The 13,429-nt window shown below is 60.0% G+C and carries 11 protein-coding genes; 7 read left to right on the forward strand and 4 right to left on the reverse strand.

Going from position 1 to position 13,429, the window contains the following annotated elements:
• Positions 1 to 565 precede the first annotated feature (565 nt).
• On the forward strand, positions 566 to 1,195 hold the full coding sequence (locus WG78_RS19255; RefSeq protein WP_236692084.1) for an MlaC/ttg2D family ABC transporter substrate-binding protein: 630 nt from the start codon (positions 566 to 568) through the stop codon (positions 1,193 to 1,195).
• On the opposite strand, the gene ypfJ is transcribed toward WG78_RS19255, so the two are convergent.
• The gene (ypfJ, locus tag WG78_RS19260) at positions 1,196 to 2,113 is read right to left on the reverse strand and encodes a KPN_02809 family neutral zinc metallopeptidase (protein WP_053939470.1); all 918 of its coding nucleotides are present in this window, start codon (positions 2,111 to 2,113) and stop codon (positions 1,196 to 1,198) included.
• 177 nt (positions 2,114 to 2,290) lie between these two features.
• Between ypfJ and WG78_RS19265 the strand changes: the two genes are divergently transcribed.
• The gene (locus WG78_RS19265; RefSeq protein ID WP_053939471.1) at positions 2,291 to 3,166 is read left to right on the forward strand and encodes an SDR family oxidoreductase; all 876 of its coding nucleotides are present in this window, start codon (positions 2,291 to 2,293) and stop codon (positions 3,164 to 3,166) included.
• Positions 3,167 to 3,205: 39 nt separating this feature from the next.
• Here WG78_RS19265 and WG78_RS19270 read toward each other — a convergent pair whose 3' ends face one another.
• The gene (locus WG78_RS19270) at positions 3,206 to 4,240 is read right to left on the reverse strand and encodes a helix-turn-helix transcriptional regulator (RefSeq protein ID WP_053939472.1); all 1,035 of its coding nucleotides are present in this window, start codon (positions 4,238 to 4,240) and stop codon (positions 3,206 to 3,208) included.
• 336 nt (positions 4,241 to 4,576) lie between these two features.
• Here WG78_RS19270 and WG78_RS19275 point away from each other — a divergent pair, with 336 nt between their 5' ends.
• Positions 4,577 to 6,619: a glycoside hydrolase family 3 protein gene (locus WG78_RS19275; protein ID WP_152969307.1), complete on the forward strand. Its 2,043-nt coding sequence runs from the start codon at positions 4,577 to 4,579 to the stop codon at positions 6,617 to 6,619.
• A 244-nt stretch (positions 6,620 to 6,863) separates the two neighbouring features.
• Here WG78_RS19275 and WG78_RS19280 read toward each other — a convergent pair whose 3' ends face one another.
• Positions 6,864 to 7,067, reverse strand: a complete 204-nt coding sequence (locus tag WG78_RS19280) for a cold-shock protein (protein WP_053939474.1) — start codon at positions 7,065 to 7,067, stop codon at positions 6,864 to 6,866.
• Between the two features lie 288 nt (positions 7,068 to 7,355).
• Between WG78_RS19280 and WG78_RS19285 the strand changes: the two genes are divergently transcribed.
• Positions 7,356 to 8,837: a carboxypeptidase M32 gene (locus tag WG78_RS19285; RefSeq protein WP_053939629.1), complete on the forward strand. Its 1,482-nt coding sequence runs from the start codon at positions 7,356 to 7,358 to the stop codon at positions 8,835 to 8,837.
• A 456-nt stretch (positions 8,838 to 9,293) separates the two neighbouring features.
• A complete protein-coding gene (locus WG78_RS19290) occupies positions 9,294 to 9,605 on the forward strand; it encodes an STAS domain-containing protein (protein ID WP_161805158.1) in 312 nt (103 codons plus the stop codon).
• A 183-nt stretch (positions 9,606 to 9,788) separates the two neighbouring features.
• Here WG78_RS19290 and WG78_RS19295 read toward each other — a convergent pair whose 3' ends face one another.
• Complete coding sequence (locus WG78_RS19295) at positions 9,789 to 10,781, reverse strand: LysR family transcriptional regulator (protein ID WP_053939476.1); 993 nt, start codon at positions 10,779 to 10,781, stop codon at positions 9,789 to 9,791.
• A 289-nt stretch (positions 10,782 to 11,070) separates the two neighbouring features.
• Between WG78_RS19295 and WG78_RS19300 the strand changes: the two genes are divergently transcribed.
• Together WG78_RS19300 and WG78_RS19305 are read left to right on the forward strand one after the other, a co-directional pair.
• A complete protein-coding gene (locus WG78_RS19300; protein WP_053939477.1) occupies positions 11,071 to 12,081 on the forward strand; it encodes a zinc-dependent alcohol dehydrogenase family protein in 1,011 nt (336 codons plus the stop codon).
• Positions 12,082 to 12,219: 138 nt separating this feature from the next.
• Positions 12,220 to 13,413 (forward strand): efflux RND transporter periplasmic adaptor subunit, encoded by a 1,194-nt coding sequence (locus WG78_RS19305; protein ID WP_053939478.1) that lies wholly within the window; start codon positions 12,220 to 12,222, stop codon positions 13,411 to 13,413.
• The last annotated feature ends 16 nt before the right edge of the window (positions 13,414 to 13,429 follow it).

A 13,429-nucleotide genomic window follows, 5' to 3' on the forward strand; every position in this document is an offset into this window, starting at 1 on the left:
ATACGACCAAGAAGAGTCGTTCCTGGCATGCTACTTTGGTTGGTGGGTCTCGACCCACCCTATGAAGATCTCTCCTCCATGCATAGGGTGGGTCACGAGCCACCTTTCAAAGCCGTAGCCAAAACAGTGTTCCTGGCATGCCACTTCGGTTGGTGGGTCTCGGCCCACCCTATGAAGATCTCATCGCCATGCATAGAGTGGGTCTCGACCCACCTTTCAAAGCCATAGCCAAGAAGAGTGTTCCTGGCATGCTACTTTGGTTGGTGGGTCTCGACCCACCCTATGAAGATCTCTCCTCCATGCATAGGGTGGGTCACGAGCCACCTTTCAAAGCCGTAGCCAAAACAGTGTTCCTGGCATGCCACTTTGGTTGGTGGGTCTCGACCCACCCTATGCGCAAATCGGGCGTAGGTAGATATCACCACCCTGATGTGTTGCTCGTCTCAAATCACGGGTGATTGATTACGCGAGGTAACATACAGTCACGCTTGTTTCATGCTTTTGCTGCACTCTAGCGGTCATAACCATTGCCGATCACCTGATCGCCACCACAAGGACCGCCGTCATGACCCGCATTACCCGCTGGATTGCTGTGACCGTACTTGCCGCGTTGCTACCCACTGCAGCCATGGCGGCGACGTCGGCCGATGCATTGGCCGCCGCCAGCCCGGAAGCCATCGTGCGTGGTGTCAGCAAAGATGTGCTTGATATCATCAGCGCCAATGACAAAGACCAGGCTAAGCAACATCAGTTGGCCGATGCGCGCCTGACGCCGCTGGCCGACTTTACCCGCATGACCGCGCTGGCCGTAGGGCGTTACTGGCGCACTGCCACGCCCGAGCAACAAGCCGCGCTGACCACGCAATTCCGCACCATGCTGGTCCGCACCTGGCTGTCGGTGCTTAGCAACCACAAAGACGCGCAGGTCGACGTCAAAGGCGCGCGCGCCGGTGATACGCCCGACGAGCAATCGGTGCATAGCGTGGTCAACCAGGCGGGGCAAAACCCGATTTCGCTGGATTTGATGTTTGAACAAACCGCGGCGGGCTGGAAGGTCTATGACATTTCGGTGGAGGGCATCAGCTTTATCAACAGTCACCGCAACCAGTTTGGCACTGTCATCCGCAGCGATGGCATTGATGGCCTGATCAAGCAACTGAGCGCCAGCAACGCCAAAGCAGCCAGCGCCCGCTGATTATCGGGCAGCGGCCGGGCCGGTGGCCGGTCTGGACCGCACAAAGGTATTGCAGGCGTCCACGCTGCCGCTGTCAAAACCTACCTGAAACCAGTGCTGCCGTTGCGCCGAAGACCCGTGAGTAAACGAATCCGGCGCAACGCTGCGGCCTGCATTGCGTTGCAGCGTGTCGTCACCAATGGCGTTGGCGGCCACGAGCGCCTGCTGCATTTCCGCGCCGGTGATGATATTGCGCTGCGCCGCTTCGTGGCCCCACACGCCAGCAAAACAATCGGCCTGCAGTTCCAGCCGCACCGACAGCGCATTGCGGCCGGTAGGGTTAAGCTGCTGCATGCGCTGATGCACTTTGTCCGAGATGCCCAGCAGGTTCTGCACGTGATGGCCGACTTCATGCGCCACCACATAGGCCTGGGCAAATTCACCCGGCGCGCCAAAGCGCTGTTTCAGCTCATCAAAAAATCCAAGATCCAGATACACCTTCTGATCGGACGGGCAATAAAACGGGCCGACTTCCGAGCCGGTAAAGCCACAGCCCGAATTGACGCCGCCGCGAAACAGCACCAGCCGCGGCGGCTGATAACTGCGACCGGATGCGGCAAAAATCTGTTTCCAGGTATCTTCAGTATCGCCCAGCACTTTTTTGACTTTGACGGCGGTCTGGTCGTTATCGCTGCTGCCGACCGGTGGCGTAGCGCGATGAGCGGGTGCGTGCTGCTGCGTGGGCGCGCCGTTTTGCAGGTTGGAGACCAACGCCAGCATTTCCATCGGGCTTTTGCCGAACAGCAGGCCGACGACCACCACCACCGCGATGCCGCCAAGACCCAGGCGCACACCGCCGCCGCCAAAGCCACCGCCGCCCCCGCCCTCCGCGCGCCGGTCCTCGACGTTTTGACTTTCCCGCATTTCATCCCAACGCATGGCGGCATTCCGATCTGTCTTGAAGAGTCCGAATCATAGACACCCGCAGTGGATGCCGGAAGTGCGACAGCACATACGCCGCCGTTCTCACGTGCGGCTGCGGCGTGCGCTTATAAACAGCGTGCGGCTGAAGCGCGACCATAGACGCCTTATTCGATCCACCACGAGGACCGCACCATGACCTTGCGCAACCCAGTCGATCTGTTCCCCAAGCCGCCTTTTCCCAAGCAACCGCAACAAGCGCCGGGGCTGGCGCGCGAGATGATCCCCAAGCCGGATCACGGCGAAACCAGCTATGTCGGGCACGGCCGGCTGCAAGGCCGCAAGGCCCTGGTCACCGGCGCGGATTCCGGCATCGGCCGCGCGGCGGCGATTGCCTATGCGCGTGAAGGCGCGGACGTGGTGCTTAACTATCTGCCCGAGGAAGAGCCCGATGCGCAAGAAGTGGTCAAGCTGATTGAAGCCGAGGGCCGCAAAGCCATCTGCATTCCTGGCGACATCAGCAGCGAGGCCTTCTGCCGCGAACTGGTCGGCCAGGCGCATGTGGCGCTGGGCGGGCTGGATATCGTGACCAATGTGGCGGGCAAGCAGGTGTCGGTGGACGACATCGCCGATATCAGCAGCGAGCAGTTTGACGCCACGATGAAAACCAACGTCTACGCCTTGTTCTGGATTTGCCAGGCCGCGGTGCCGCTGCTGCCGCCGGGCGCGACGATTATCAACACCACCTCGATCCAGGCCACCAAGCCGTCCGAGAGCCTGCTGGATTACGCCACCACCAAAGCGGCGATTTTGGCGTTTACCAAGGCGCTGGCCAAACAGGTGATCAGCAAAGGCATCCGCGTGAATGCGGTTGCGCCGGGCCCGATCTGGACCGTGCTGCAACCCAGCGGCGGCCAGTCGCAAGAAAAGGTGGAGCATTTCGGCGAACAATCGGTGTTCGGCCGCCCCGGCCAGCCGGTCGAACTGGCGCCGCTGTATGTACTGCTGGCCTCGGAAGAGTCGAGCTATGTAACGGGCGAGATTTACGGCATCACCGGCGGCACGGGCTAAGCCTTTGCGCCCTTGCGCTCCGGCCTGTTGGCGTGCGCATCATCCGTGCGCACGCTGGCGAAAGGCCAGCGGCGCCAGTTCATGCTGGCTTTTAAAGAAGCGCGTAAAGGCGCTTTGCGATGAAAAACCCAACTGCTCGCTGATCTGGCCCAGACTCCAGCGCGTCTGGCTTAACAGCCGACGCGCTTCGCTGACTTTAACGCGCGTTTCCAGCTCACTGAAATGCACGCCTTCTTGCTGCAATTGCCGATGTAGCGTCCAGCGCGACGTGCCCAATCGCTCGCAGATTTGCGCCAGCAACGATGCCTTGCGCACATCGCCACTGTCGGCATGTAGCAACTCGGCGATCACGTTTTCCACTTGCGCCGAAAACAGATGCAGTCGCTGGATGCGCGCCAGTTCTTGTTGCGCCTGGCCCAGCAAAAACGGCGCGAGCGAGGCGTTGTATTGCGCGAACGGGATATCCAGCTGCGCGCTGGATAAGGTCATGCGGTTAACCGCGGCATCAAAGCGCACCGGTGCGCCAAAACACTCGGCCAGATCGGCCATACCGATCGAGGGCCCGACCAGTTCCACCCGGAACAGCGTGCGCGCGCCCTGATCGTAACTTCGGATGAGTTGCGCCAGCACCAGAAAATTGGACAGCGCCTGAAACCCGGTATTGGGCGCGAATTCGGCGATGTATTCAAAGCTGCTCTGCCCGGCTTGCGGCCGGAACAGCAAAAAATCAAATTCCCCGATCAGCGCGCGGTAGTCCAGAAACGCCACGATGGCTTCGCGCGCGGTGCGGGCGTTCAGACACAAGCTGCCCAGTACCGGAAAATCGGGGAACAGCCCCATGCTTTGCGCAGTGTGCAAATCCAGACGCGGCCGCAGTTCGGCCATCAAATCGGTCATGCGCCGATGGCGTTCGGCGTCGATACGGCCTTTGGGGTCTTGCAGATCGGGGGCACTGATGCCGGTGCGCGCGGCAAACAACTGTGGGCCAACGCCCTGCTGTTCAGCCGCGTGCATGGCGTACAGCGCAATACGGTTGGACACCGTGCGGGCATGGTTGCCGAATCGGGCGGGCATGCGGCCTCCTGGCGTGCGTTGACTGTGTGTGATTTTGTTGTGCCATCGTGCCAGCCCGTAGCGCCGCTGCCATCAGGTAAAGCCTCTAGGATGCTGTCTTACCCTGAAAGATTTGAGAATCGCGCCAGGCCGCATCCAGCAAGGCTTTGCGACCCATACGCCTGTGTAGGCACCCCGTCCGCCTGCTGCGCTGCAGCATCGACGCTGCACCCGAAAGTTAAAAACATGTTGTCGCTGGTAAAGCACTACATAGTGCGCTGAGTACAGTGAGACACGGCTCGACATGAGCCGGACAAAACCAAAAATCGCATCCATCACGTATCAAGGAAAGCACCGATGACGACGACTGCCTCTCACCTCTCCCCGCATTTGCATCGTGCAATGCGCGCGTCTGCCGGCGCCGCAACCATTACCGTCCTGGCCTTCAGCCTGGCCGCCTGCGGTAGTGGCAACGACGATGAAAATATCAGCAATACGCCGCAGCTGGACCTGGGCTATACCTCGCTGAACCTGCTGACTGTCGAAGGCCTCAAGTTCAAGGACTTGAACAAGGACGGCAAGCTGGAACCGTATGAAGACTGGCGTCTGGGCGCCGACGTGCGCGCCAAAGACCTGGTCAGCCGCTTAACGCTGGCTGAGAAAGCCGGCCTGATGATGCATGGCACCGCGCCCGTGCTGAACGACACCACGGGCGTGGGCACCGGCACCTCGTACGATCTGACCACGCTGGGCACGCAGATCAACGACAAAGCCATCTTTACCTACATCACCCGCATGAGCGGCGACGCCACCACCATGGCCGAGCAATACAACAAGATCCAGACGCTGGCCGAGGCTTCACGACTGGGTATTCCGGTGTCGATCTCCACCGACCCGCGCAACCACTTTCAGTACACCGTCGGCGCCAGCGCCACGGGTACCGGTTTCTCGCAATGGCCTGAGACCCTGGGCTTTGCTGCGCTCAATGACGCGACTTTGACACGTAAATTTGGCGATATTGCGCGCCAGGAATATCTGGCCGTCGGCATTACCCAGGCGTTGTCGCCGCAAGCCGATCTGGCCACCGAGCCGCGCTGGGCGCGCATCAACGGCACTTTTGGCGAAGATGCCGATGTCGCCAAAGCGCAGGTCCAGGCGTATATCGAGGGCTTCCAGGGCGGCAGCACCGGCCTGACCAACAAGAGCGTGCTGGCCGTCGTCAAACACTGGGTGGGCTACGGCGCGCAAAAATCGGGCTTTGATAGCCATAACTACTACGGTCGTTATGCCACCTATCCGGGCAACAATTTTGCGTATCACCTCAAGCCGTTTGAAGGCGCATTTGCCGCCAATGCCGCATCGATCATGCCGACGTATTCGGAGCCCGATGCGTCCGTCACTGTCGATGGCATCACGCTGGAACAAGTCGGCGCAGGCTTCGACAAAGCGCTGCTTACCGATCTGCTGCGCGGCAAATATGCGTTTAAAGGCGTGGTGTTGTCGGACTGGGGCATCATGTCTGACTGCGATAACAACTGTCTGAACGGCTGGCCCGGCACGCCAGGCTTTGCGGGCTTCGGCACGCCGTGGGGCATGGAAACCGCCACCAAACTGCAACGCTATGTGAAATCGGTAAACGCCGGCATGGACCAGTTTGGCGGCGCGGAAGAGCCGGAATACCTGGTGCAGGCCGTCAACCAGGGTTTGCTGGCGGAAACGCGGCTGAATGACTCGGTGTATCGCATCCTGCTGCAGAAATTCCAGCAAGGCTTGTTCGACCATCCGTATGTGGATTCGGCCGCCGCTAAAACCGTGGTGGGCAACGCCGACTTCCAGGCCGTCGCGCTCGATACGCAACGTAAAGCCATGGTGCTGCTGCAAAACAGCGGCAATCTGCTGCCGATGAGCGCCACTGGCAAGAAGGTATGGCTGTACGGCATCGACGCCGCCACGGCCGCCAAGTATGGCTACACCGTGGTCGCCACGCCGCAAGAAGCCGACGTCGCCATCGTCCGCGTCAGCACGCCGTTTGAGACGCTACACCCGCACTATGTGTTTGGCTCGATGCAACACGAAGGTAGCCTGGCGTTTGCCGACGGCCAGGCCGACTATGAAGCTATCAAACAAGCCGCGCTGGCGCCCAAATCGGTGGTTGCCGTCTACATGGATCGCCCGGCCATCCTGACCAATGTGGTCGACAAAGTGACTTCGATTGTCGCCAACTTCGGCGCTAACGACACCGCGCTGTTTGACGTGCTGACCGGCGTGGGCAAGCCCCAAGGCAAGCTGCCGTTTGAACTGCCGTCGTCAATGGCCGAAGTGGAAGCGCAACTGGAAGACGTCCCCCACGACACTGCCCACCCGTTGTTTGCTTATGGGTTTGGATTGAGCTACCAGTAACGCACTGCGATGAGGCATTCGCAACGCAAAACGCGGCCGTAATGGCCGCGTTTTTTATTCGCCATCGCACGGCCTTGGCGTCGGCTTGAGAAGTAGCTTTGGTTTTGGCCCTGGCCTTGGGAACAGCCCGGCGCATTGCCAGCATCAACAGCGTCCGGCACCGCCGGGACGCAAGCTGGCCCCCGCAGCAGCCTCCGCGCAAAAAAAAGCCCGCTTCCGCGGGCTTTTCGTCTGGCTAACCGAATTAGTTAGCCTGGATGTTCGAGGCTTGCTTGCCTTTCTGGCCTGTGGTGATCTCGAAGCTCACGCGTTGGCCTTCTTTCAAGGTCTTGAAACCGTTGCCTTGAATCGCGGAGAAGTGTGCGAACAGGTCGTCGCCGCCTTCATCGGGAGTGATAAAGCCAAAGCCTTTGGCGTCGTTGAACCACTTAACTGTACCGGTTGCCATTTCTAACTGATCCTGAAAATAGAGATTTGGGCATGTGCCCGCGTATAGCATAGCCGAACATTTACTCTTTTTGTCAGCCCTTTTTGAAGAAATGTAGCGTCTCCAATACAAAAACATCCAAAAAGGCGGACGCCCGGCGTTGCCACTGCCGCAATTTGCCGAAATAACAGGCAAAACGCCAGCGCTGCGGCCCGCATACGCGGTCTACAATCCAGGACTGTGCCAGCGTTTGGCACGCACAGCGGTATACTGCGGCCCTCCCCATTGCACGCCGGTTTGCCCCTGATCATGACGCCTGCTTATACCCAACTGCATCACACGTTTACCCGCTTGTCCCGCTTCGACCACCTGTCCGCGATTGCCGGTTGGGATAGCGCCGCGATGATGTCGCCGCAAAGCAGCCAGGCGCGCTCCGAGGCGATGGCCGAGCTGGATCTGCTGCGCCACCAGATCCTCACCGATGCGCGCGTGGGCGAGTGGTTTAAAGATGTCGGCCATGAAAATCTGAACGAGCTGGAACGCGCCAATCTGCACGAAATGCATCGCACCTGGCACAACACCGTGGTGCTGCCAGACTGGCTGGTGGAGGCCCGCACGCTGGCTGGCGCGCGTTGCGAGCACGCCTGGCGGACGCAACGGCCCGCCAATGACTGGAATGGCTTTGCCGACAATTTGCGCGAAGTGGTCAAGCTGGCGCGGCAAGAGGCGCAAATCCGCGCCGAGGCAGCGGGCACCTCGCGCTATGACGCGATGCTGGATCTGTATGAGCCCGGCCTGCGCGCGGCGGATCTGGACCGCATCTTTGGTGATCTGAAAACCTGGCTGCCCGGACTGTTGCAACAAGTTGTGGCCAAACAAGCGCAGAGCACGCCAGTCCCTTTGCAGGGCCCGTTTGCCACCGAACGCCAGCGCGCGCTGGGCCTGCAAGTCATGCAGTTGTTAGGCTTTAACTTTGAACAAGGCCGTGTGGACGTTAGTACCCATCCGTTCTGCGGCGGTGTACCGCAAGACGTGCGCATCACCACGCGTTACAAGGACGACGATTTTCTGCCCGCGCTGCTGGGCATCATTCATGAAACCGGCCACGCGCGTTACGAACAGAACCGCCCGGGCGAATGGCTAAGCCAACCGATGGGCCGGGCGCGCTCCATGGGTGTGCATGAGTCGCAAAGCCTGTTGTTTGAGATGCAACTGGCGCGCAGTCCAGCCTTTTTGCGCGTGCTGCATCCGTGGGTGATTGAGCAGTTTGGTCAGCAACCCGCGCTGCAGCTGGATAATTTTATTGCGCTAAACCAACGCGTTAAACCGGGCCACATCCGCGTGGATGCGGACGAGGTCAGCTATCCGCTGCACGTCATCCTGCGTTACGAAATCGAACGCGCGCTGATCGAAGGCGAGATTGAAGTCGACGATATCCCCACGCTGTGGGCCGACAAGATGCAGCAATATCTGGGCATCGATACGCGCGGTGATTATCGCAACGGTTGCATGCAAGACATCCACTGGACCGATGGCTCGTTTGGCTACTTTCCGACCTACACGCTGGGCGCCATGTACGCAGCGCAGTTGTTCCAGGCGGCGCGCAACGCGGTGCCGGGGCTGGATGATGCGATTGCGGCGGGCAATCTGCAGTCATTGTCGGGTTGGCTTAAAGAAAACGTGTGGCAGCATGGCAGCCGCTTCTCCACGGCCGACCTGATTACCCGCGCGACGGGGGAAACGCTGAACCCGGCCTTCTTCCGCAAGCATCTGGAAGCCCGCTATTTATAAGTGAACGGTTGTGTTGCGAAGGGCGCGGCAGTTACCGACAAACTGCCGCGCCACATCACCAGGGGTTGACCGAGGGGGCTTGACAATGGAGAAATCGGCCGTTTTAAACGCTTTTTTGTTGTAATTAACCGTCATCTTTGCGGCCAAAAAAGTTGTAGTCCAACTACGACTACATTTTTCCAGTTTTCTCACGCAGATTTGATGTAGCGCAAAGATTGGCCACTCCAATATGCTAAGGCCGCATAAACACAGCGCTTTTATGCCTATTACGTGGGCTGGATTGGGTAAATGTAGTTGACCGATACTGCGCTGCGGCAAGTAGCGCCGATTACCCGATTACGGGTATTTTTTAAAAATCAACGGTAATTTTTCCTATTTAATTCCGCGACTTGCGAGTGTTGGTAAAATACACGCCATAGAGATACGTGTACCCCAATACTCACAAGGACAGCAGCTTTGGAAACAGCATTGACCCTGAACGGCGATATCGCCCGTCTGACGCTTTCCCGCCATTTCACGTCTGACGCCCTGCAAGATTTCAACCGCAAAGCGCTTGAAGCACTGGCTCATCCGGATCTGAACGAGCTGCATGTCGATTTCGAAAACGTGCAATACATGGACACCGCTGCTGTCGCGCAACTGAAGCGCCTGAATGTGCGCGCCAAGGGCCGTCCGGTTTCGCTGCTCGGCTGCACCCCGCAAGTGCAAGCGGTGCTCAATGCCGCCAAATGCAACAGCCTGTTCGAAATCTGCGCTATCGCTCCTTAAGCGCTCGCAGCCTTCGAATCAAAAAAGCCCGGCTCGCCGGGCTTTTTTGCGTTTTGAGCGTCCATAGGGTGGGTCAAGACCCACCCATCAAAGGCGCCCATAAAAACGTAGGCGCACGCATACGGTACTTTTCGGCGGCTTTGATAGGTGGGTCTTGATCCACCCTATGCGCATTGCATCAAATCAAACCGCAAACACCACCGACTCCGGCATCTCATCCGTCACCGCCTGCCCCATCTCCAGCGGCATGGCCAGCGGGCATTCGCCGCCGCGCGCGCTGCACAGACGCATGCACAGATCGATAATGGTTTCGCGCAACCAGATATGACCGGGGTCGCGGTCGTAGCGCGTGTGCCACACCATGTGCGACTGGAAGATCGGCATTTCAAACGGCACCGGCACCGCATGGATTTCGGCGCGACGCGGATGCGTGCGCACCACGCTTTCGGGCACTACGCTGATCAGGTTGGACGAAGCCAGCAAATCCACCACGCCATAGAACGAGTTCACCGTCATCGCCACACGGCGGCGCAGATTACGTTGCAGCAGCAACTCATCCACCACACCCACCGGATCACCCGAAAGCGACACCAGCAAATGGTCGGCCATCAGATAGCTATCCAGCGTCAGCGGCCGTGCCGCCAGCGGATGGTTACGGCGCATGGCGCAGACAAACGAAATATCGAACATCCATTTCGATTTAATCTCTTCACCCAACGGCGTTTTCATCCCGACCGCCAGATCGATTTCGTTATCCGCCAGTTGCTCGCGGATGGCAGTCACTTTGGGGGGCACGGCCAGGATATCGATGCCCGGCGCGCGCGCATCCAGCAGATTGCGCAACGGCGGCCACAGCGGATAGGTAATGAAATCAGTGGTCGCCAGGCGAAAGCGTCGCGCGGTGGTGGCCGGGTCAAACGGCGCCGGGTTGACGGTTTCGCGGATGGTGGCCAGCGGCAGGCCAATATCGCGCCAGATGGCGCTGGCTTTAGGGGTGGGCCGGATGCCGCGGCCTTCCTTGATAAACAGCGGGTCTTTCCACACCAGCCGCATGCGCGCAACGGCATTACTGACCGCCGATTGCGTCATCGCCAGCTGTTGCGCCGCCTTGGTCACCGAGCCTTCGGTCATGATGGTGTCGAAGATCGACAGCAGGTTCAGGTCTACGTCTCGCATGCGGGCAGCGTCCGGAAGATTGATCACCTAATATGATAGTCTTTTGCCGTAGCATCACGCAAATCAGCAAAACCGCATAAACACTAGGGTTATCGCCGCGCGCAACTTTTACAAATATTTTTGCGCAGCGCAGCAATAACCCTACTGCCAGCAACCCCCGCGCCGTTGCTGGCGCTGCGCCTACTCATCATTTCTGATGATGATATCTGCATAAAACGTCAATTAGACGCTCCAGTCCAACGCCGCCATCCTTGCCGCCATCAACCAAACCGATGAGCCCCGGCCAGCCATGCGCGCCTTTGTTCTCGACCCTTTGCTCAGCGGCAGCGCCGCGCTGCGACTGCAAACCAGCCGCCCGACGCCGCCACTGGGTCCGCGCGATGTGCTGGTGCGTATACGCGCCGCGTCGCTCAATCATCGCGACCTCGAAGTCGCCGATCGCAGCCGCGTCTATCCGGGCAAGCACGCCATCGTGCCGTTGTCGGATGCAGCGGGCGAGATTGTCGAGCTGGGTCGCGAAGTGCGCCATTTGCATCTGGGTCAGCGCGTGGTCAATACGTTTTATCCGGACTGGACCGGCCAGCACGCCACCGCTGACAACACGCGCCGTACCTTTGGCAGCGATAGCGACGGCGTACTCAGCGAATTCGCGGTGTTTTGCGAAAACGCTTTGCTACCACTGCCCGATCTACTCAGTTTTGAAGAAGCCGCCACGCTGCCGTGCGCGGGCGTTGCCGCCTGGCACGCGCTGATGGAAAACACCCCGCTGCGCCCCGGCGACCATGTTGCGATCCTGGGCACCGGCGGCGTGGCGATGATGGCGTTGCAACTGGCCAAAGCAGTGGGTGCGCAAGTGGCCGTGCTGGCGCCCTGCGACGACCAGCTGTGCTATGCCCTGCACACCGGCGCCGACCACACCTTAAACGCGCAACGCACGCCCGAATGGGATGTCGCCTTGCAGGACTGGACCCATGGCCGTGGCGTCGATCATGTGCTCGATCTGACCGGCGAAACACTGCCGCGCTCGATCAACGCCACGCGCGTGGGCGGCCAGATCAGCCTGGTCGGCGTGCGCGGCAAGGCGGCTGATTTTGACGCCACCCATTTGCTGCAACGGCAGATTCATCTGCACGGCATCAGCGTGGGCAGCCGCGCCATGTTCCAGTCATTGCTGGCCGCGCTCAGCGCCAACCGCATCAAGCCCGTAATCGAACAGGTGTACCCGTTTGACCGCACGCCCGATGCCTACAACGCGCTGCGGCGCGGGCGGCATGTCGGAAAACTGGTGGTGGCCTTATAGCGCGCCGCGCCGCGCCGGGCCTTGCCCGAACACGCAGGCAGCAAACACGCAAAACAGAATCCCTCACAAAAACCGCGCAACGCCTGATCCGGATTGCGCAAAAAAAGCCAAGTCATCGAATAGCCAAGGAGAAACACCATGCATAGCCGCATCAAAACTGCCGCCGCATTGTTTGTGCTGGCGCCGCTGGCCGCCGCCGTGTTGTCGGCGTGCCAGGACAGCCGCGCCAACGAGCAACCGCCCGCCCCGCCACCGCCCGCCGTCAGCGTGTCGTCGGTAATCCACAAATCGCTGAACGACTGGGATGAATTCACCGGCCGGCTGGAAGCGCCGCAAACCGTGGAAATCCGCCCGCGCGTTAGCGGTTATGTGCAGTCGGTTAATTTCCGCGAAGGCGCAGTGGTCAAGAAAGGCGATCTGCTGTTCCAGATTGACCCGCGCCCGTTCCAGGCCGAAGTGGACCGCCTGACCGCCGAATACCAGTCGGCCAAAGCGCATATGGCGCAGGCCAAGTCGGATGCCGAGCGCGCCGTACGCCTCAAGTCGCAAGACGCCATCAGCACCGAGGATTTCGATACGCGTAACACCGCGCTGCTGGCGGCGCAGGCCCAAGTGGACGGCACGGCCGCAGCGTTGGCCTCGGCCAAACTGAACCTCGACTACACGCATATCACCGCGCCCATCAACGGCCGCGTCAGCAATGCGCTGATTACGCCGGGCAACCTGGTCAGCAGCAGTTCGGCAGGCGCCAGTTTGCTGACCACGGTGGTGTCTACCGACAAGGTGTATGCGTATTTCGATGCCGATGAGCAGACCTTCCTCAAGTACCAGCAACAGGCGCGCCTGCACAAGGTGGACGCCGCCGACGGCAAGTACCCGATCTTTCTGGGGCTGGCGGATGAGAACGGTTTTCCGCACCAGGGCGCGGTCGATTTTCTGGATAACCAGGTGAACCCGCGCACCGGCACCATCCGGGCACGCGCCGTGTTTGATAACAAGAACGGCGAATTCACGCCGGGCTTGTTTGTGCGGCTCAAGTTGATCGGCGAAGGCCAGCGCGACGGCTTGTTGATCAACGACCGCGCGGTCGGCTCGGATCTGGGCAAGAAATACGTGCTGGTGCTGGGCAAGGACAACAAGGTGGAGTACCGCACCGTCACACTCGGCAGCGACGTCGATGATCTGCGCCTGGTGCGCAGCGGCCTTAAAGCCGGTGACGTGATTGTGGTGAACGGCTTGCAGAAGGTACGCCCCGGCATGGCCGTCAGCCCCACCACCGTGCCGATGAGCGCGCCGAGCGAACTCGATAAACAATTCCCGGCGGGAGGCTGACGCATAGGGTGGGTCA

It is taken from the genome of Amantichitinum ursilacus (assembly GCF_001294205.1).
Lineage (GTDB): Bacteria > Pseudomonadota > Gammaproteobacteria > Burkholderiales > Chitinibacteraceae > Amantichitinum > Amantichitinum ursilacus.

Bases quoted from the DNA above. Each gene is read 5' to 3' on its own strand.
- WG78_RS19295 (WP_053939476.1), bottom strand. From the start codon at position 10,781: ATGCGAGACGTAGACCTGAACCTGCTGTCGATCTTCGACACCATCATG.
- WG78_RS19300 (WP_053939477.1), top strand. From the start codon at position 11,071: ATGCGCGCCTTTGTTCTCGACCCTTTGCTCAGCGGCAGCGCCGCGCTG.
- WG78_RS19270 (WP_053939472.1), bottom strand. From the start codon at position 4,240: ATGCCCGCCCGATTCGGCAACCATGCCCGCACGGTGTCCAACCGTATT.
- WG78_RS19255 (WP_236692084.1), top strand. From the start codon at position 566: ATGACCCGCATTACCCGCTGGATTGCTGTGACCGTACTTGCCGCGTTG.
- ypfJ (WP_053939470.1), bottom strand. From the start codon at position 2,113: ATGCGTTGGGATGAAATGCGGGAAAGTCAAAACGTCGAGGACCGGCGC.
- WG78_RS19265 (WP_053939471.1), top strand. From the start codon at position 2,291: ATGACCTTGCGCAACCCAGTCGATCTGTTCCCCAAGCCGCCTTTTCCC.
- WG78_RS19305 (WP_053939478.1), top strand. From the start codon at position 12,220: ATGCATAGCCGCATCAAAACTGCCGCCGCATTGTTTGTGCTGGCGCCG.
- WG78_RS19280 (WP_053939474.1), bottom strand. From the start codon at position 7,067: ATGGCAACCGGTACAGTTAAGTGGTTCAACGACGCCAAAGGCTTTGGC.
- WG78_RS19275 (WP_152969307.1), top strand. From the start codon at position 4,577: ATGACGACGACTGCCTCTCACCTCTCCCCGCATTTGCATCGTGCAATG.
- WG78_RS19285 (WP_053939629.1), top strand. From the start codon at position 7,356: ATGACGCCTGCTTATACCCAACTGCATCACACGTTTACCCGCTTGTCC.